Source organism: Serratia ureilytica, from assembly GCF_017309605.1.
GTDB lineage: Bacteria > Pseudomonadota > Gammaproteobacteria > Enterobacterales > Enterobacteriaceae > Serratia > Serratia ureilytica.
This window is the reverse complement of the sequence record NZ_CP071320.1, coordinates 3047517-3063416: the sequence shown is the minus strand read 5'-3', so window position 1 is coordinate 3063416 and position 15900 is coordinate 3047517. Positions and strand designations below refer to the sequence as shown.

The window sequence follows — 15900 nt, the reverse complement described above, 5'->3', positions numbered from 1 at the left end:
CTCATAGATATTTTGATTTTACTTCACCTATATAATTATAAAGAGACTCTTTTTGCTCGGCGCTTATGGTGCCAGGTATAATGAGAACCATAGCAATATCACCGAAAAAACCGTTACTAAGAGGGTTTCCAGCGCCCCCGATGATGAGTTGGCGTGACGCAGAGTTTGCGAATGGTATTGCAGGAACTAACCGTTGCTGTTTAATAATGCCATCTATCTCAATTTGATGCATATCTGTTCTAACTTCCAGCAGTAGGCTATGCCAGAGCCCATCATCATTGAATGTGGAATTTATTGGGTAATTGCTCTGGGTTATTGGCGATGTTGCACCGTGATGCAAAAACAACATATTCCCTCTATACCCATCGTCACGGAAACGTAAGCGAAAAATATTTGGGCTGTTATCATAGTTGCCTAATATGTTTCCTCCTGTACCATCGTATCCTCCTTGTTGCCGCAGAGGAACACGATAAACCATCGCTAAAGCAAAAACTCCGTTGGGGGGCAGTTGTTCATAAGCGTTATTAGATAAGATAGCGCCAGGCGCGGAGGGGCCTCGCCCTAATCCGAAGTTGAGGAACTTATGTCCGTTGGCAGATGTAATTAGCCGAGGCATATAGCCTGATCTCAAGGGTAGCCATATGGCTGCATTTGTGCGATCGCTAATCGCCGTTACATTTATATTGTTGGTAACATTAACGCCTACTTCAGAATCAACCCAGGCTAAGGGTGACATTAACAATATTTTCTCCTCTGTATTGGATATTCCATATGACGGAAGATAATTATTCACAGGTTCATATAAGCTTCTGAATACTCGCATTTTCACCTCAACGATTAACGGGTATTACATAGGATGGGCACCAGTTTGCATGAGTAATTCCCTCATAGAGCGAGATATGCTCACTGCTATCGCGTAAGACACTTCTAGCACCTGCTGCGGGGCCGCTCTGGTTGGTTTCGTTATTTTCGTTGCCTTTAATCCCGCATCCTATACGACATGATAAGTTTTGAGGAGGGGAAGATAATTCGATCTCCACAATAGTTGGAGCAAAAATACTTACGCGAACTATTTGCGGTGGCGTTGATGTATAGTCATCAAAAACATATCCAAGACCTGCGCCCAACCCCTCTGTTTTTATTATCTCATCCGAGGTGTCAAGCACGAGCGGTGCACAGGGAACTTCATGGATAAGGTGTAAAATACGTTCTGTTATCCAAGTGTACCCCGTGCAACGTATACTGTGCCAGCCGGTTGCAAAGCATTCCCAAACAATGGCTCTTGCTACCATTTGCCCTCGTCTGTTCTGCCCAAGAGAGTTTATATGTATTGGATCGGCAGATGGAAGGTGGTATATAGGGCCGCACAATCTCAAGTTACCTATGCCATCAGAACTATACTGTGCTTGCCTTACAGGTTGGTCCCATATATCACGTGTAATGGGCGTGTAGGCGATTTGCGATATTATAATTGGAACTCTGGACTTTTGGTTAAAAATACGTAAGGCCTCTGCCTGAATGTTTCTGTCAAACTGTTGTAACTGGCGTTTATAGCGCTCAACGCTCATGTTTGGCACTTTCATCTCTTCAGAGTCTGATTCTCCGGCCATCACATCTATAGCAAGCAGTACAGGTTTCCACCCCTTTTTTATACAAATATTCCGTGCATCAACCAAGCCTTGAGTTAATTTAGTCCAAGATGATGTACCTTTAGTGAGATCCATATAAGCTTTGCCGCCTTCAGCAGAAACATATGATAGAGTTCTAATTCGATGTCCCGTTTTATTTTCGATTTCATATACCAAGTGAGCGGCGGTACTGCTTGCTGCCGTTTCTTGCCAGCCGCCATTAATACTTTCTTTTAATGGTGCCAAATCCATAACAGAATACTCTGGCCTGTTCGGGTTCTCTTTTCCTTCTCCTCGCTCCGATTTAAACATCCAACAATTATCAGGATAGAGGGGGGTATTTGCAATCAATGTGTCATTTCTTTGATCGCTCCACCCCTGAGCCAAACTTTGTCCCCAAATAGGGATGATGTAGCATATGTTTTCATCGCTGCTAATAGATACTCTCGTGCTAGTGACTCCACAAGTAATACCAACGCTGCTGATATAATTTTCGACTCCTTCAACTACAGATGTGCTATCAGTTCTCCGTAATCCCATTGATGTTGCCACATAATGACCTCCATCTTCGGTATAGGCCTCAGTAATTAACATTTCCTCTGTAATATATATGTCTGTGCATATGGCACCGTCGGGAAGCGTATAGGGTAATGTTTCATAGAGTAAATCACTAAATTCATTTTCTTTTTTGGTTGATTCTTTCATACAATCCTCTCAAAGAAAAATACTGGTTTTAGTTCACGTTAGGATTATGCAAAGGTGTCTTTTTTATGCGAAAAGATAAACATAGCACTGAGAACGATTATGGTCGTTAAAATCTTAACTTTTCTAGTTTGACGCAATAACGAGTGGCTGCATAGATAAGGTGTTTGTTGTATTCACAAATAAACATTAAAGAAGGGGGAGATTAAACTAATTTATACTGAAAAAATTTTTGGTTTGGCTCGCGGCCTCAATTAATTTTTTAGAAGGGGAATGATGAGAGCAAACATCATGATAATCAATAAATTATCATGTTTGCTCTGTCTGGCAAGTGACTTTCTTGGTGTCAGGGTTAGAGGGGGGGAATTATGAGTGTCCTTATTTCATACGGTGTTTGAGCAGGTATTGTTCGAACACCGCCAGCGTTTCGTCCGAGATATGGTGTTCAATCCCTTCGCTGTCCAGCTCGGCGGTTTCGCTCGGCACCCCGAGGCACATCAGCAGATCGACCACGATACGGTGACGGCGGCGCACCTTCTGCGCCAGCTGCTCGCCTTCCTCGGTTAAAAACACCCCGCGATAAGGGCGCGACTCCACCAGCCCGGCGCTTTTGAGCCGTGCGATATTTTTGATCGCCGTCGGGTGAGAGACGCCGAAGCGGCGCGCGATATCGGTGGTTCTGGCTTCGCGGGTGCTTTGCAGCAAATCGGCGATCAGCTCAACGTAATCTTCGATCAGCGCATTGGACTGCGCTTCGCGGGCGCGGCTAAAACGCAGGGCGTGCTCGGCCTCGTCCGGCATGTCGGTCTGGGCGTGGCGGTCGGCGTTATCTGGCGCGCGGGTAACCATAGCGTAGGGCGTCCTGTAAGAATAAAAAAGGCGTCTCCCGGCAATAGCGGGAGGGTTGCCCTAAGTTAGTCCAAATAGCACACATTATCAATTCGATGCCATGCATTGTGGTAGTTAGAAATATCTCTACACAAAGCCCATTAATTTCGCCTGTTGCATAAAGTGTAGCCGATGCTACATTGTCAGCATGATCGGTGGAAAAATAACCAGCAAAAGATTAAGGGTACTTCATGCGAGACGCGGCAACCCCCTCATCGTTAACCGAACGGACCAACATCGCGATTGGCGCCGCCCTTGCCGGACGCAAGCGCGGCGCCTTCACGCCGCTGCTGTTCGCCGGCCCGGCGGTGATTGCCTCTATTGCCTATATGGACCCCGGTAACTTCGCCACCAACATCCAGGCCGGGGCGAAATACGGCTACAGCCTGCTGTGGGTGGTGGTGATGGCCAACCTGATCGCCATGCTGTTCCAGGCGCTGTCGGCCAAGCTCGGCATCGTCACCAACCGCAATCTGGCGGAGATGTGCCGCGACCAGTTTTCACGGCCGGTGGTGATCGGCATGTGGCTACTCAGCGAAGTGGCGGCGATGGCCACCGATCTGGCGGAGTTTCTCGGCGGGGCGATCGCGCTGGCGCTGCTGTTCCACATGCCGCTGCTGGCGGGCATGGGGGTGACGGCGGTGATCACCTATGCGCTGCTGATGGTGGAGAAAAAAGGTTTTCGTCCGGTTGAGCTGATGATCGGCGGCCTGGTGGGCATCATCGCGCTGTGCTACCTGGTGGAAATGTTCATCGTGCCGGTGGATTGGCAGGCGGCCGGCATCGGTATGGTGACGCCGCAGTTGCCGGATGCGCAGGCGCTGACCATCGCCGTCGGCATTATCGGCGCCACCGTAATGCCGCACGCCATTTTCCTGCACTCGGGGCTGACCCAGCACCGCAGCCCGGCCAGCGACAACGGCGAGCGGCGCAAGCTGCTGCGTTTTTCCAATATTGAAGTGGTGATCGCGCTGGCCCTTGCCGGGCTGGTGAATATTGCGATGGTGATCATGGCCTCGAGCGCCTTCCACGCCGGTAACAGTGACGTGGCCGAAATCGGCACCGCCTACCATACGCTGACGCCGCTGTTCGGCGCGGCGGCGGCCGGCATCTTCCTGGCTTCGCTGATCGCCTCCGGCATTTCCAGCTCGGTGGTGGGCACCATGGCCGGACAAATGATCATGCAGGGGTTCGTCGGTTTCCGTATCCCGGTGTGGGTGCGCCGTCTGGTCACCATGGTGCCGGCGTTCATCGTGGTGGCGATGGGCGTCAACGCCACCGACGCGCTGGTCTACAGCCAGGTGGTGCTGAGCCTGGCGCTGCCGGCGCCGATGATTGCGCTGGTAATGTTCACCCGTCGCCGCGACATCATGGGCGAGTTCGCCAACGGTCGCTGGACCAGCCTGGCTGCGGTGGTCGGCACGGTAGTGATTGTGCTGCTCAACGTGGTGTTGCTGCTGCAGACTTTCGGCGTCGATATCCCCGGGTTGGGATGAGCTGCGCGATCAGTGCCCGGCGGATTTACCGGCGAACAGTTCGCTGATGAAGTCGACGAAAACCCGAATTTTATGGCTGCGATCCCGCAGGCGCGGATAGAGAATATTGATCGGCGCCCCAGGGGGCGCCCACTCCTGCAGTATCGGTTCCAGTTCGCCCGCCTTCAGATAGTTTTCCAGCGTGCAGTCCAGCAAGTAAACCAGACCGAGATGGTTCCTGGCCACCTCACACAGCGATTGTGAATGGTTGAAGCTCAACAGCGGGCTGGGCGCCAGACGGTAGCGCTCGTCACCACGAATGAACTGCCAGTCGTCCGCCGCCGCCGCGCCTGAACGGATAAATCCCAGCCGCTGATGGCGTTGCAACTGCTCCGGGTGTTCCGGCCGGCCGTGGCGCGCAAAATAATCGGGAGACGCACAGCACAGATAACGGGGTTGCAGCAATGGGCGGCTGACCATCTCGGGGATGTTGCCGGCGCCGATGCGAATAAACACGTCGGCGCGATCTTCCGCCGGATTGACCAAGCGATCGCTGACCGACACGCTGAGCTGCAACTCTGGGTATTGCGCCAAAAAAGCCGGGAGCGCCGGGGCGATATGCATGCTGCTGAGCATCGAGGCTATCTCGACCCGCAGCGGTCCTCGTGGTTGTTCAAAATCGCACGACATGTCGTTTTTCAGCCGGTCAAACTGCTGCAAAATTTCTTGCGCGGTGCGATAGCAACGCTCCCCGGCGCTGGTCAGCGAGAAGCGCCGGGTTGAACGCTTGAACAGGCGTTGCCCGAACTGTTTTTCAAGCTGATTGATGCTGTATGTGACGCTGGCCGGAGAGAGCCCCATTTTGGTTGCCGCTTGGCTGAACCCCTCCATTTCCACCACCTGGCAGAATACGCGCAGCGCGTGCAGTTCATTCATGTTAACGGCTTCCATTATTTAAATTATTAAAAGAGTATTTTTAAATATGTCGGCTGTCAATTTAACGCGGTATTGGATAATTTATTTCCAGCGTTTTTATTTATCTGAAATCGCATCCTGTATTGCCATAATGAAATAACGCCTGAGAGGATATTTATATGAAAAAATTAACTGCCGTATTGTTATTGGCGGGCGTGGGCTTGTGCGGCCAAAGTTATGCCGCAAGCAGCGAGGCCGCATCGCAAAGTTACAGGGTTTCCGCTGAGGCGGGTGTCGCGGCCGAGCAGAAGGCGGTGTATAACCTGATAAGCCGCTACCAGGCAGCGCTTAACGCCGGCGATACGCAAACAATTTTGTCACTTTTTGCCCCGGAAAGTTACTCGCAATGGAACGAAAAACCGACGGCGGACAGCAATGAAAAACGCCGACAACAGTATGACAATTTATTTAAAAACGAGAAATTTGAAACCGAGTTTGCTTATGACAGCATCAGTGTGAACGGGAATATGGCCTATGTGCGCACGCACCATCATCGCGGCGCGACGGTAACCCGAATAAGCGACGGAGCCACCTTGATCGATTTAAACCGTGAAGTATTTGTATTGGAGAAACAGCAGGGCCAGTGGAAGATCGTGGTCTACACCTTTAATACCAACCCGATTCAAGGGGTGAGTTGAGTGACACTGACAAAGGCCGCGCAAGCGGCCTTATTGTGTCGCGCGACGGCTAAAGATTCCCCACGCCGCCGTCCATCTGCAGCTCCGCGCCGACCATAAAGGCCGACTCATCCGCCGCCAGAAACACCGCCGCTTTGGCCAGCTCCAACGCGCTGCCCATGCGGCCGATCGGCACCAGCGCGCGGATATCGTCGCGCAAGGCCCGCTCATCCGCTTCCGCCAGCCCCAGCTTACCCAGCGCCGGGGTTTCGGTCGGGCCGGGGCTGAGGCCGTTGACGCGAATGCCGCGCGCGTGCAGCTCGCCGGAGAGCGTTCTGGCCAAAGACAACAAACCGGCTTTGCTGGCGGCGTAGGCGCTGCTCTGCGGCAGGCCGATATGGGCGCTGACCGAACCGCACAGGATCACTGAAGAAGGGTTGGCCAGCAGCGGCAGCAGCGCCTGGATCAGAAAGAACGGCCCCTTCAGGTTGATGTCCATCAGCCGCTGGTAGCTCTGCTCATCCCACTCCTGCAGCGGGCGATGCGTGACGTCGCCGGCGTTAACGTACAGCACGTCCAGCCGCGGCCACCGTTGCTCCAACTGCTGCGCCAGCGCGCGCTGCTGTGGGATGTCGCCGGCGTCGCTCAGCAGCAGCAGCGCGTTGCCTGCCAATGCCTGGCCCGCCGCGTCCAGGGCGCGTTGGCTGCGGCCGGTGATCGCCACCGTTGCGCCCTCGGCGATGAATTGGCGGGCGGTTTCCAGCCCGATGCCGCTGGTGCCGCCGGTAATCAATGCGTATTTGCCTTGCAGTCGTGACATAACCGATTCCTCTTTAGCGTCTGTTGCGGCATTATTTGCGCTATAGTTCCTTTTGCATAGTAGGCACCTTTTGGATACTAAAGGACGAGGAGGGATGAAATGACGGCGCAAGCGCCCTTAACGGCGGAAAATAATTTGTCGTCGCTGCCGACGGCGGGCGAACCCTGCCCGATGGTGGACTTCGTCAATCTGGTGTCGGGCAAATGGGCGATACCCATCCTGTACCGGCTGATCATAATCGATGGCCCGGTGCGATTCAGCGAGCTGCAGCGGGCGGTGGCGCCCATCGCGCAAAAAGAGCTGACGCGCCAGCTGCGGCTGTTCGAACAACGCGGTCTGGTGACGCGGCAGGTGTATCCCGAAGTGCCGCCGCGGGTGGAGTATCAGGTCACTGCGCTGGGCAAATCGCTGCGGCCGACGCTGGACTCGTTGGCCGAGTGGATGCGTCGGCATGCCCCGCGCTGATCGGCGGTTAGTCGCCGATGCCCGGCGGGTTGATGGTTGAACGCTCGACCTTTTCGTCGCCTTCGCCCCAGCGTTCCAGCACCTGCGCGTATTCGCCGCTGACGATCGCGCCATTGATCGCGGCGTTGACGGCGTTCACCAACCCGTTGCCTTTTTTGGTGGTGACCGCGACGTAGGCCACGTTGGGGCCGATGCCGACCATTTTGGTTTTGCCGGTCAGCGCCGCCTTGTAGGCGCCGGTGGAGTGGGGGCCGAAGAACGCATCGGCGCGCCCGGACTGAATGCTGAGGTTGGTGGCGGCGTCGTCGGTCACGTAGATCGGCTGTACCGGCGGCAGCCCGGCGGCGCGATTCTGCTTATCCCATCCCAGCAGAATGTTTTCCTGATTGGTGCCGGATCCGACGATGATCCGCAGCCCGGCCACGTCCTGCGGGCGATTGATCGCGGTGATGTGGCTGGTGGATTTGACGTAAAAGCCCAGCGTGTCCACCCGGTAAGTGGCGAAGTCGAATTTGGTTTTACGCTGTTTGGTGACGGCGATATTGAAGATCGCCGCATCGTATTTGCCCGCGCTGATGCCCAAGGGCCAATCTTCCCAGGAGGTGGGCACCAGATTCAGCTCCAGCCCGAGGCTGTCGGCCACCAGGCGGGCGATGTCCGGATCGCTGCCGATCAGCGTTTTATTGTCTTCGGCGAACAGCGCCAGCGGCGGGGAGTTCTCGAATGCTACCGCCACCGCCAGCTTGCCGGGCACCGCGAAGTGAAAGTTCGCCGGGATCAGCGCGATAGCGGCGGGATTTTTCTCTGTGTGTATCGGCTCTCGGTTAGCCTGCAGATCGATACCGCCCGTCGTGGCCGCCTGCACGGCAGCGCTCAGCAACAGCGCGCACAGCGCCGCAATCTTCAGTGGCATAGTGCCCTCTATCCTTTGTTAATCATGGGGTTACTATTGGCGGCGGTGCGGGGCAAGTAAAGCAACAATAGTGAATAACCAAAGTGAAAAGATGCACAAGCGGGGGACCGGCCTGCGCGAATCTGCAGCACTCGACGTGGAAAGTGCGCAATCAGGTTGAAAGCAGTAGAATTTGTCACTCATACTGCGTACAGCTAATTGTGTAAAACAAGGAACGCCAGATGGCCGAAGAAACGATTTTCAGTAAAATTATCCGCCGCGAAATCCCTGCTGATGTGGTTTACCAGGATGAACTGGTCACCGCTTTCCGTGACATCTCCCCCCAGGCGCCTACCCATGTGCTGATCGTTCCCAACGTGCTGATCCCAACCGTCAACGACGTGACCGTGGAGCATGAGGCCGCATTGGGCCGCATGATCACCGCCGCGGCGAAAATCGCCGAACAGGAAGGCATCGCCGAGGACGGCTACCGCCTGATCGTCAACTGCAACCGCCACGCCGGTCAGGAGGTCTATCATATTCATATGCACCTGGTCGGTGGCCGCTCGCTGGGGCCGCTGCTGTCACGTTAAGCGAGGAAATCATGCGCGGTAAAAAAACTCTGCGTTGTCTGATGGCGTTGGCGCTGCCCGCCGCGTTGCTGATGGGGTGCAGTTCGCCATCCGGCATCGCGGTTAACCGGGGGCAAACGGTGGTGATGGATCCTTCGGTGCTGACCGCCGGCATTTTTGCCGATACGCCCTCTGTCTCGAACGCTTCCGGGCGGGTGATGGCGACTTCGGTGCTCAATAACAGCCAACCGACGCCGGTCACCGTGCATTATCGTTTCTATTGGTACGACGCGCAGGGGCTGGATATTCGCCCCTTCGAGAAACCGCGTGAGATCGTCGTGGCGCCTAACTCGGACGCCAAAATCTACTCGATTAACGGTAATCTGGAAGCTAAAAGCGCGCGTCTGTATCTGTACCTGTAAGCGCTTGCCAGGTTTGGAGAAAAAGCATGAAAAAGTACGTCTTAGTGGCGCTGGCCGCATTCACCCTGAGCGGCTGTCTGTCGCGCCCGCCTGAGCCGGATCAGCCGTTGCCGCCGGTCACCGTCGAACCGGAACAGCCGACGCCGCCGGTCGAGCAACCGCAGCCGCCAACCACCGAGCCGGTGCCGCAGCCGCCGAAAATCCAGCAGCTTGACTGGCTGGGCAGCGTTCAGCCGCTGGTGAATCAGATGCTGAAGGCCGATGGCGTCACGGCCGGCAGCGTGCTGCTGCTGGACAGCGTCAAGAACAACACCAACGGCTCGCTGCAGATGGGCAAAGCCACCGCGGCGCTGTATAAGGCGCTGGCATCGAACTCCACCTTCAGCGTGGTGCCGGAAGCGAAGCTGACGAGCGCCAGACAAACGCTGGGCCTGTCGGCGGATGACAGCTTCGGCTCGCGCAGCAAGGCGATTGGCCTGGCGCGCATCGTCGGCGCGCAGTACGTGTTGTATAGCGACGTCAGCGGCGACGTGAAGTCGCCGGCGTTGGATATGCAGCTGATGCTGGTGCAAACCGGCGAGATCGTCTGGTCGGGCAATGGCGCCGTTAAACGCTGAGGCCGCGCTGCGACAATTGATGGAAACCAGACTGCCGGCGGTGAATACCGCCGGTTGTCATTTCAGCCCGGTGCAGGGGCTGACCGGCGAGAGCTGGCGCATCGACGGATCGGGCATTACGCTGCTGGCGCGGCAAAACAGCGCGGAGAAACGCGCGCTGGGCGTGAGCAGACGGCGGGAAGCGCAGGTCTTGCGTCGCTGCGCGTCGGGGCTCGGGCCACGGGTTTTCGCACAGAATAATCAGTGGCTTGTCCTCGAATGGCTCGAAGGTGACATCGTCACAGAAGCTGAGTTTGACATGCTGAATCAACGCGGCGAGCTGGCGGCGATGGCGACGACGCTGCACCGGCGGCCGCTCAGCGGTTACCGGCTGGATCTGCGGCGGCAGTTCCTCCGCTACTGGCAGCAGCTGGATACGCGGCGTTTAACCCCCGCCTGGCTGCGTTGGCAGCGTCATTTCTTACGCTGCGCGCCGCCGCGGCCATTACGCCTGGCGCCGCTGCACATGGACATCCACCCGGGCAATTTGCTCGCGACCGGCGAGGGGCTGCGGCTGATCGACTGGGAGTATGCCGCCGACGGCGATGTGGCGTTGGATATCGCCGCGCTGTTTCGCGGCAACGGCTGGGCGGCTGAGCCGCAGCAGCGCTTTTTGCAGCACTACGCGCGTCAGGGCTATCACGACGTCGCCCGGCTGCAGGCGCAGGTGCAGCGCTGGCTGCCGTGGGTGGATTATCTGATGCTGCTGTGGTTTGAAGTGCGCTGGCAGCAGAGCGGCGACGTTGAATTTTTGCGCTGGGGCGCGGCGCTGCGCCGGCAATTCTGTTTATCATCATCCGAATTCTGAACGAACAATATGAAGTGAGGTGCCCGTGGGCCCAGTAATGCTAGATGTCGCCGGCTACGAGCTGGATGCAGAAGAACGCGAGATTCTGAAACACCCGCTGGTTGGCGGATTGATCCTGTTTACCCGCAATTTCCACGATGCGGAGCAGCTGCGTGAGCTGGTGCGCCAGATCCGCGCCGCTTCGCACGATCGGCTGGTGGTGGCCGTGGATCAGGAGGGCGGGCGCGTGCAGCGCTTCCGCGAGGGCTTCACCCGTCTGCCGGCGGCGCAGTCGTTTGCCGCGTTGCACGATGCGCAGGAAGGTGGCCGTCTGGCGCAGGAGGCCGGCTGGCTGATGGCGGCGGAAATGATTGCGCAGGATATCGACATCAGCTTTGCGCCGGTGCTGGATATCGGCCATGCCAGCGCGGCGATCGGCGAGCGTTCGTTCCACAGCGATCCGCAGCAGGCACTGGCGATGGCGGAACGCTTTATCCTCGGCATGCACAGCGCCGGCATGAAAACCACCGGTAAACACTTCCCGGGGCATGGCGCCGTCAGCGCCGATTCGCACAAGGAAACCCCGCGCGATCCGCGGCCGCTGGCGCAGATCCGCGAGCACGACATGGCGATCTTCCGCGAGCTGATCAACCGCCAACTGTTGGACGCCGTCATGCCGGCCCACGTCATCTATACTGAAGCGGACCCGCGTCCGGCCAGCGGCTCGCCGTACTGGCTGCAGCAGATCCTGCGTCAGGAGCTGGGCTTCGACGGCGTGATTTTCTCCGACGATCTGTCGATGGAAGGCGCCGCCATCATGGGCAGCTATGCCGAACGCGGCCAGGCGGCGCTGGATGCCGGTTGCGATATGATCCTGGTGTGCAACCACCGCGCAGGCGCGGTCAGCGTGTTGGATAACCTGTCCCCGGTCAAAGCAGAGAAGGTGAAGCGGTTATATCATCGCGGTCAGTTCACCCGTCAGGAACTGCGCGACTCCGAGCGCTGGCAGCAGGCGCACAAGGCGCTCAGCGCGCTGAGCGAACGCTGGGAGGAGCACAAGCAGCGTTCGCAAGGGTGAATCCAGGCGCCGCATCGCGGCGCAGAGCGGAAATGATGAGGGCCGCGCCCGCGGCCCTTGGCTTGTTGCGAGGATCCACATGATTATCTATTTGCACGGCTTCGATTCCACCAGCCCCGGCAATCATGAAAAGGTGTTACAGCTGCAGTTTATCGATCCGGATGTGCGCTTTATCAGCTACAGCACGCTGCACCCGCGTCACGACATGCAGCATCTGTTGAAAGAGGTGGACAAGGCGGTGCAGCAGGGCGGCGATGCGCACCCGTTGATCTGCGGGGTCGGCCTTGGCGGCTTCTGGGCGGAGCGCATCGGCTTCCTGTGCGGCATTCGCCAGGCGATGTTCAATCCCAACCTGTACCCGGAAGAGCACATGCACGGCAAGATAGACCGGCCGGAAGAGTATCGCGATATCGCCACCAAGTGCGTGGAGGATTTCCGCGAGAAAAACCGCGATCGCTGTCTGGTGGTGCTGTCGCGCCACGACGAGGTGCTGGATAACCGGCGCAGCGCCGAATTGCTGCATCACTACTACGAGATCGTGTGGGATGAACAGCAGACGCACAAGTTCAAAAACATCTCGCCGCATCTGCAGCGGCTCAAGGCGTTCAAGGCGCTGGGTTAACAGTTTCATAACGCTGCCGCGAGCCGCGCTCCCCGTTTTTCACCGACGGAAAGTGCGGCTTTTTTGTGCGCCAAAGCCAGATTTTGCGTGGCAATCGGCAAAATTTAAAACTGTGACTCAGCGCTAACTATTTGAATCGCAATCCCCAAAAAATGCCCTCGTCCAGCCTTTAACCAAAAAAAATTGATGTACGTCAATTTTGGTATGACCAAATAACCTCACATGCTATTCTGGCTGCAGAGAGCCGATTTATTTTACGCGAACCCTATGTATTCTAAGGATATTATTTATTTACCCTGGGATAACAAATGGTTCACATTTAGGGGGTTATTTTGACAACGCCAAAGAAGAAAATCGTTATTGTCGGCGGCGGCGCCGGTGGTCTGGAGCTGGCGACCAGCCTGGGCCATAAACTTGGCCGTAAGAACAAAGCCGAGATCACGCTGGTGGATCGCAACCACAGCCATTTGTGGAAACCGCTGTTGCACGAAGTGGCGACCGGCTCCCTCGATGACGGCGTGGATGCGCTCAGCTACCTGGCGCACGCGCGCAATCACCATTTCAGTTTCCAGCTGGGGTCGTTGACCAACATCAACCGCGAGACGCAAACGCTGCAGCTGGCGCAGATCTGCGACGAGCAGGGCGGCGAGCTGGTGCCGGCGCGCGAACTGCCGTACGACATCCTGGTGATGGCGCTGGGCAGCACCTCAAACGATTTCGGTACGCCGGGCGTGAAAGAGCACTGCATCTTCCTGGATAACCCGCATCAGGCACGTCGTTTCCACAACGAAATGCTTAACCTGTTCCTGAAGTTCTCGGCGCAGCCGGGGCAAAAAGAGCGGGTCAACATCGCCATCGTCGGCGGCGGCGCCACCGGCGTTGAACTGTCCGCCGAACTGCACAACGCGGTGAAACAGCTGCACAGCTACGGTTTTGAAGGCCTGGACAACAGCGCGCTCAACGTGACGCTGGTCGAAGCCGGCGAGCGCATTCTGCCGGCGCTGCCGCCGCGCATTTCCGCTGCGGCTCACCAGGAGCTGATCAAGTTGGGCGTGCGCGTGCTGACCAACACCATGGTGACCAGCGCGGACGCCAAAGGCCTGAATACCAAGGGCGGCGAGTTCATCGACGCCGATCTGATGGTGTGGGCGGCGGGCATCAAAGCGCCGGACTTTATGAAGGACATCGGCGGCCTGGAAACCAACCGCATCAACCAGTTGGTGGTGGAGCCGACGCTGCAGACCACGCGCGATCCGAACATCTTCGCCATCGGCGACTGCGCCTCTTGCCCGAAAGAGGGCGGCGGTTTCGTGCCGCCACGCGCCCAGTCGGCGCACCAGATGGCCTCACGCTGCGCCACTAATATCCTGGCGCTGATGAACGGCCAGACGCTGAAGCCTTACGTGTACAAAGACCACGGTTCGCTGGTGTCGCTGTCGCGCTTCAGCACCGTCGGCAGCCTGATGGGCAACCTGATGCGCGGCTCGATGATGGTGGAAGGGCGCATTGCGCGTTTCGTCTATATCTCGCTGTACCGCATGCACCAGGTGGCGCTGCACGGCTACATCAAAACCGGCCTGATGATGCTGGTGGGCGGCATTAACCGGGTGATCCGCCCGCGCCTGAAGATGCACTGATCCCGCCGTTGTCGATCAACCCGCGCCGGTTCGCCCGCGCGGGTTTTTTTATGGCGGCGCGAGGCTAACGGCGGCGGTTGCTTGATTCTTCAGCATAAGCTGTCGCCGACATGGGTAAAATTCTTAAGATTCCTCCTAAACAACGGCAAAACGGCCGTTTTCCCGCATTTTTGGTCCCCTTGTCTTATTGCGAGCCCTCAAATCATTGTGCAGACTTTACCTCGTTTACAGACGGCGCGTCGCGCACGCCGTAAACCGGGATACCGCAAGCCGCCCATGCGCAAAATAATAAGCGCGGTGCCATGCCGGTAACAGACCCGGAAAAAATGCGTGGTAACACTTTCAGGAGGTTTCCTGTGAACAAGTCAATGTTAGCCGGTGTTGGGATTGGCATCGCTGCCGCTCTGGGGATTGCCGCGGTAGCCAGCCTGGACGTCTTTTCTGCCGGTCCGCAATATGCGCAGGTGCTCGCCGCAACGCCGATTAAAGAAACCATCAAAACGCCGCGTCAGGAATGCCGCAACGTCACCGTCACGCACCGTGCACCGGTGCAGGATGAAAACCGCATCGCCGGTTCTGTGCTGGGCGCAGTGGCGGGCGGCGTGATCGGCCACCAGTTCGGCGGCGGTCGCGGACGCGACGTGGCGACCGTGGTGGGCGCTCTGGGCGGCGGCTACGCCGGTAACCAGGTGCAAGGGGCGATGCAGAATAACGACGTCACCACCAGCGTTCAGCAGCGTTGCAAAACGGTCTACGACAAGTCTCAGAAAATGCTGGGCTATGACGTGACCTACAAGATCGGCAATCAGCAGGGCAAGATCCGCATGGATCACGATCCGGGCACCCAAATCCCGTTGGACAAAAACGGCCAGCTGGTGCTGAACAGAGCCTGATCGACGCATTCGAATTAAACCCGCGGGCAGTGTTAGTTCTGATCGTTTAACTCGGTTAAGCGAGCGGCGTTAACATTGACGCGGGTTTCTGCTTTTTGTCTGCCCGCGAATTCGACGATCGTTCTAATGTCTGCGTGCGATATCACTGGGCAAAACTTCAAAAAAGCCCCCGCGTTTGTTATATTATTGTGCGATTAAGCGGTGTGTTCGGCGCTAATCGCCGCACCGGCCAAACCCGAGTATTTCGTCTCGCAGAGATAACGACATGTTAGATTTTCGCTTTCCGACAGCGTTGCAAATGGTCCTTAGCGTCGCCGTAGCTGAGAAGCAGGGCATGCGTTCGACGAGCGCCACGCTCGCCGCCACTCTGGAAGCTAACCCGAGCTTTATCCGCAAACTGATGGTGCCGCTGACCAAAGACGGCATCATCGTTTCCACCCTGGGCCGAAACGGCTCTATCCACCTTGGCCGCCCGGCGGAAGAGATTACCCTGCGGGATATCTACCTGGCGGTGATCGACGACAAGCGCATCTGGGCCTCACGCCCTGAAGTGCCGGCCCGTTGCCTGGTGAGCGCCAACGCCTGTTGGTATTTCAAATCGGTGGTGAACGAGGCCGAGCAGGCTTCGCTCGCGGTGCTGGCGCGCCACACCGTGGCTGACTCGCTGGCCGAACTGGAGCGGGGCGACAAGCGCGCCTGTGCGGAATACGCCGCCGCGCAAGAGGCCGAAACCGCCGATAAATAATCGCGAGTTCTGATGCATAAAGAAAG

18 protein-coding genes are annotated in these 15900 nt (G+C 57.0%); 12 read left to right on the top strand and 6 right to left on the bottom strand.

Annotated features, from left to right (window positions below):
• Position 1: 1 nt before the first annotated feature.
• The 3 genes from J0X03_RS14360 to mntR all read right to left on the bottom strand — a co-directional run bounded on the left by J0X03_RS14360 (position 2) and on the right by mntR (position 3179).
• Positions 2 to 823 carry a LamG domain-containing protein gene (locus J0X03_RS14360; RefSeq protein WP_127897188.1) on the bottom strand — a complete coding sequence of 274 codons (822 nt, stop codon included), beginning with the start codon at positions 821 to 823 and terminating at the stop codon, positions 2 to 4.
• A 7-nt stretch (positions 824 to 830) separates the two neighbouring features.
• On the bottom strand, positions 831 to 2333 hold the full coding sequence (locus J0X03_RS14355) for a hypothetical protein (protein ID WP_127897189.1): 1503 nt from the start codon (positions 2331 to 2333) through the stop codon (positions 831 to 833).
• Positions 2334 to 2708: 375 nt separating this feature from the next.
• The gene (gene mntR / locus J0X03_RS14350) at positions 2709 to 3179 is read right to left on the bottom strand and encodes a manganese-binding transcriptional regulator MntR (protein WP_069100829.1); all 471 of its coding nucleotides are present in this window, start codon (positions 3177 to 3179) and stop codon (positions 2709 to 2711) included.
• A gap of 230 nt (positions 3180 to 3409) precedes the next feature.
• On the opposite strand from mntR, the gene J0X03_RS14345 reads away from it, so the two are divergent.
• On the top strand, positions 3410 to 4714 hold the full coding sequence (locus tag J0X03_RS14345; RefSeq protein ID WP_033642695.1) for an Nramp family divalent metal transporter: 1305 nt from the start codon (positions 3410 to 3412) through the stop codon (positions 4712 to 4714).
• 9 nt (positions 4715 to 4723) lie between these two features.
• On the opposite strand, the gene J0X03_RS14340 is transcribed toward J0X03_RS14345, so the two are convergent.
• Positions 4724 to 5629, bottom strand: a complete 906-nt coding sequence (locus J0X03_RS14340; RefSeq protein WP_089196925.1) for a LysR family transcriptional regulator — start codon at positions 5627 to 5629, stop codon at positions 4724 to 4726.
• Between the two features lie 158 nt (positions 5630 to 5787).
• Between J0X03_RS14340 and J0X03_RS14335 the strand changes: the two genes are divergently transcribed.
• The gene (locus tag J0X03_RS14335) at positions 5788 to 6306 is read left to right on the top strand and encodes a YybH family protein (protein ID WP_042784212.1); all 519 of its coding nucleotides are present in this window, start codon (positions 5788 to 5790) and stop codon (positions 6304 to 6306) included.
• Between the two features lie 49 nt (positions 6307 to 6355).
• Here J0X03_RS14335 and J0X03_RS14330 read toward each other — a convergent pair whose 3' ends face one another.
• Positions 6356 to 7105, bottom strand: a complete 750-nt coding sequence (locus J0X03_RS14330) for an SDR family oxidoreductase (protein ID WP_060659656.1) — start codon at positions 7103 to 7105, stop codon at positions 6356 to 6358.
• Positions 7106 to 7204: 99 nt separating this feature from the next.
• Here J0X03_RS14330 and J0X03_RS14325 point away from each other — a divergent pair, with 99 nt between their 5' ends.
• Complete coding sequence (locus J0X03_RS14325) at positions 7205 to 7570, top strand: winged helix-turn-helix transcriptional regulator (protein WP_160204176.1); 366 nt, start codon at positions 7205 to 7207, stop codon at positions 7568 to 7570.
• A gap of 7 nt (positions 7571 to 7577) precedes the next feature.
• Here the strand turns inward: J0X03_RS14325 and J0X03_RS14320 are convergent, their stop codons facing one another.
• A complete protein-coding gene (locus J0X03_RS14320; RefSeq protein ID WP_160204177.1) occupies positions 7578 to 8483 on the bottom strand; it encodes a transporter substrate-binding domain-containing protein in 906 nt (301 codons plus the stop codon).
• 221 nt (positions 8484 to 8704) lie between these two features.
• Here J0X03_RS14320 and hinT point away from each other — a divergent pair, with 221 nt between their 5' ends.
• From hinT to J0X03_RS14275, 9 genes are all read left to right on the top strand, one after another.
• On the top strand, positions 8705 to 9055 hold the full coding sequence (hinT, locus tag J0X03_RS14315) for a purine nucleoside phosphoramidase (protein WP_004928776.1): 351 nt from the start codon (positions 8705 to 8707) through the stop codon (positions 9053 to 9055).
• Between the two features lie 11 nt (positions 9056 to 9066).
• Positions 9067 to 9456 carry a YcfL family putative periplasmic lipoprotein gene (locus tag J0X03_RS14310; protein ID WP_025302428.1) on the top strand — a complete coding sequence of 130 codons (390 nt, stop codon included), beginning with the start codon at positions 9067 to 9069 and terminating at the stop codon, positions 9454 to 9456.
• A 26-nt stretch (positions 9457 to 9482) separates the two neighbouring features.
• Entirely contained in the window at positions 9483 to 10073 is a 591-nt protein-coding gene (gene lpoB, locus J0X03_RS14305) for a penicillin-binding protein activator LpoB (RefSeq protein ID WP_025302429.1), read from the top strand.
• Positions 10054 to 10920 carry a thiamine kinase gene (gene thiK / locus J0X03_RS14300; protein ID WP_033650751.1) on the top strand — a complete coding sequence of 289 codons (867 nt, stop codon included), beginning with the start codon at positions 10054 to 10056 and terminating at the stop codon, positions 10918 to 10920. The genes lpoB and thiK overlap by 20 nt, the downstream gene beginning before the upstream one ends.
• 37 nt (positions 10921 to 10957) lie before the next feature.
• The gene (gene nagZ / locus J0X03_RS14295; RefSeq protein WP_160204178.1) at positions 10958 to 11977 is read left to right on the top strand and encodes a beta-N-acetylhexosaminidase; all 1020 of its coding nucleotides are present in this window, start codon (positions 10958 to 10960) and stop codon (positions 11975 to 11977) included.
• A gap of 79 nt (positions 11978 to 12056) precedes the next feature.
• Complete coding sequence (ycfP, locus tag J0X03_RS14290; protein ID WP_015377468.1) at positions 12057 to 12599, top strand: alpha/beta hydrolase YcfP; 543 nt, start codon at positions 12057 to 12059, stop codon at positions 12597 to 12599.
• 332 nt (positions 12600 to 12931) lie between these two features.
• Positions 12932 to 14236 (top strand): NAD(P)/FAD-dependent oxidoreductase, encoded by a 1305-nt coding sequence (locus J0X03_RS14285; protein WP_004928794.1) that lies wholly within the window; start codon positions 12932 to 12934, stop codon positions 14234 to 14236.
• Positions 14237 to 14592: 356 nt separating this feature from the next.
• Positions 14593 to 15129 carry a glycine zipper 2TM domain-containing protein gene (locus tag J0X03_RS14280; protein ID WP_004928798.1) on the top strand — a complete coding sequence of 179 codons (537 nt, stop codon included), beginning with the start codon at positions 14593 to 14595 and terminating at the stop codon, positions 15127 to 15129.
• Positions 15130 to 15394: 265 nt separating this feature from the next.
• Entirely contained in the window at positions 15395 to 15874 is a 480-nt protein-coding gene (locus J0X03_RS14275; protein WP_033642703.1) for an RrF2 family transcriptional regulator, read from the top strand.
• The last annotated feature ends 26 nt before the right edge of the window (positions 15875 to 15900 follow it).

Bases quoted from the DNA above. Each gene is read 5' to 3' on its own strand.
- J0X03_RS14355 (WP_127897189.1), bottom strand. From the start codon at position 2,333: ATGAAAGAATCAACCAAAAAAGAAAATGAATTTAGTGATTTACTCTAT.
- J0X03_RS14330 (WP_060659656.1), bottom strand. From the start codon at position 7,105: ATGTCACGACTGCAAGGCAAATACGCATTGATTACCGGCGGCACCAGC.
- J0X03_RS14320 (WP_160204177.1), bottom strand. From the start codon at position 8,483: ATGCCACTGAAGATTGCGGCGCTGTGCGCGCTGTTGCTGAGCGCTGCC.
- mntR (WP_069100829.1), bottom strand. From the start codon at position 3,179: ATGGTTACCCGCGCGCCAGATAACGCCGACCGCCACGCCCAGACCGAC.
- hinT (WP_004928776.1), top strand. From the start codon at position 8,705: ATGGCCGAAGAAACGATTTTCAGTAAAATTATCCGCCGCGAAATCCCT.
- nagZ (WP_160204178.1), top strand. From the start codon at position 10,958: ATGCTAGATGTCGCCGGCTACGAGCTGGATGCAGAAGAACGCGAGATT.
- J0X03_RS14340 (WP_089196925.1), bottom strand. From the start codon at position 5,629: ATGAATGAACTGCACGCGCTGCGCGTATTCTGCCAGGTGGTGGAAATG.
- J0X03_RS14310 (WP_025302428.1), top strand. From the start codon at position 9,067: ATGCGCGGTAAAAAAACTCTGCGTTGTCTGATGGCGTTGGCGCTGCCC.
- J0X03_RS14325 (WP_160204176.1), top strand. From the start codon at position 7,205: ATGACGGCGCAAGCGCCCTTAACGGCGGAAAATAATTTGTCGTCGCTG.
- J0X03_RS14345 (WP_033642695.1), top strand. From the start codon at position 3,410: ATGCGAGACGCGGCAACCCCCTCATCGTTAACCGAACGGACCAACATC.
- J0X03_RS14360 (WP_127897188.1), bottom strand. From the start codon at position 823: ATGCGAGTATTCAGAAGCTTATATGAACCTGTGAATAATTATCTTCCG.
- lpoB (WP_025302429.1), top strand. From the start codon at position 9,483: ATGAAAAAGTACGTCTTAGTGGCGCTGGCCGCATTCACCCTGAGCGGC.
- thiK (WP_033650751.1), top strand. From the start codon at position 10,054: ATGGCGCCGTTAAACGCTGAGGCCGCGCTGCGACAATTGATGGAAACC.
- ycfP (WP_015377468.1), top strand. From the start codon at position 12,057: ATGATTATCTATTTGCACGGCTTCGATTCCACCAGCCCCGGCAATCAT.
- J0X03_RS14335 (WP_042784212.1), top strand. From the start codon at position 5,788: ATGAAAAAATTAACTGCCGTATTGTTATTGGCGGGCGTGGGCTTGTGC.
- J0X03_RS14275 (WP_033642703.1), top strand. From the start codon at position 15,395: ATGTTAGATTTTCGCTTTCCGACAGCGTTGCAAATGGTCCTTAGCGTC.